This is a genomic window from Variovorax sp. 01T439_2 (assembly GCF_056398445.1).
Genome location: NZ_JBFTPJ010001129.1, coordinates 1 through 1670, shown reverse-complemented (window position 1 = coordinate 1670; position 1670 = coordinate 1). Strand labels below are relative to the sequence as shown.

General features: G+C 69.9%; 3 protein-coding genes. All 3 read left to right on the top strand.

All coding sequences use genetic code 11. The features are described from left to right. The coding region (locus AC1DOC_RS32710; RefSeq protein ID WP_478131444.1) for an ABC transporter permease subunit at positions 1–307 on the top strand (307 nt) is incomplete at its 5' end. Between the two features lie 26 nt (positions 308–333). Beyond that, positions 334–1221, top strand: coding sequence for an ABC transporter permease (locus AC1DOC_RS32705; RefSeq protein WP_478080506.1), 888 nt, complete (start codon positions 334–336; stop codon positions 1219–1221). Between the two features lie 8 nt (positions 1222–1229). Then, positions 1230–1670: ATP-binding cassette domain-containing protein (locus AC1DOC_RS32700; RefSeq protein WP_478131443.1), on the top strand; the 441-nt coding region annotated here is incomplete at its 3' end.

Below are 1670 nucleotides of genomic sequence, written 5' to 3'. Positions count from 1 at the left end.
CTACATCCGCACCGCGCGCGCCAAGGGCCTGGGCGTGCTGCCGGTGCTGGGCCATGCGCTGCGCAATGCGGCCATTCCCATCGCCACCACGGTGGGCGTGGGCATCGCCCTGTTGATCGGCGGCGTAGTGGTGACCGAGACGGTGTTCGCCATTCCGGGCGTGGGCCGCCTCGTGATCGATTCGGTGCAGCGCCACGACTACCCGGTGATCCAGAGCGTGCTGCTGCTGTCGGCCGGCGTGTACGTGCTGATCAACCTGCTGATCGACCTGAGCTACCGCCTGTTCGATCCGCGCATCACGTACTAGATGTCCTCATGTCCGCCGTACTTCCGATGAGTGAACTTCCACCACCCGTTGCCATTGCCGTGGCCGACGAAGCGCCCTTCGTGCCGCCGCGCTGGCGCTGGGTGCGCAAGCATCCGACGCTGATCGTCGGCGGGCTGCTGCTCGTCGCAGTGGCCGCCGTCTCCATCGGCGCGCCCTGGATCGCCACCTTCGATCCGCAGGACATCGATCCGCTCGCGCGCATGCAGCCGCCCTCGGCCGAGCACCTGTTCGGCACCGATGCGCTCGGCCGCGACGTGTTCAGCCGCGCCGTGTGGGGCGGTCAGGTGTCGATGATCGTCGGCGCCTCGGTCGCGCTGCTCGCCACTTTCTTCGGCGTGCTGATCGGCCTCATCGCGGGCTTCGTGCGCTGGGCCGACGGGCCGGTGATGCGCGTGATGGACGGGCTCATGGCCATTCCCGGCATCCTGCTGGCCATCGCGCTCATGGCGGTGACGCGCGCCAGCCTCACGACGGTGATCGTCGCCATCACGGTGCCCGAGATCCCGCGCGTGGTGCGGCTGGTGCGCTCGCTCGCRCTCACCCTGCGCGAGCAGCTGTACGTCGAGGCCGCGCATGCAGTCGGCACGCGGCTGCCGGTGATCCTCTTGCGCCACGTGCTGCCCAACATGGTGGCGCCCTTGATCGTGCAGTCGACCTTCGTGGCCGCTGCCGCGGTGCTGACCGAAGCGGCGCTTTCCTTCCTGGGCGTGGGCGTGCCGGCGCAGACGCCGAGCTGGGGCAACATGATGGCCGAGGGCCGCAACTTCGTGGCGGTGGCGTTCCACATCATCCTGTACCCGGGCCTGCTGCTGGCGGCCACGGTGCTGGCGATCAACCTGCTGGGCGACGGCCTGCGCGATGCGCTCGACCCGCGCCTGGCGCGGCAGCTGTGAGGCCCGCCATGGCACCCATGTCCCACCTCGCGCTCGCGCCCGGCGAGCCCCTGCTCGAAGTCGACAACCTGCGCACCCATTTCCATACGCTGGCCGGCGTGGTGCGTTCGGTCGATGGCGTTTCGTACACCGTGCGCGCGGGCCGCACGCTCGGCGTGGTCGGCGAATCGGGCTGCGGCAAGAGCGTGACCGCGCTTTCCATCCTGCGGCTGGTGCCCACGCCGCCCGGCCGCCACATGGGCACGGTGCGCCTGCGCGGCACCGACCTGATGCAGCTCAGCGAACGCGAGATGCGGCAGATCCGCGGCAACCGCATCTCGATGATCTTCCAGGAGCCGATGACCTCGCTGAACCCGGTGCTCACCGTGGGCCGGCAGATCGCCGAGACGGTGCAGCTGCACCAGAAGGCGAGCCGCGCCGACGCGCTGCAGCGCGCGGTCGAGATGCTG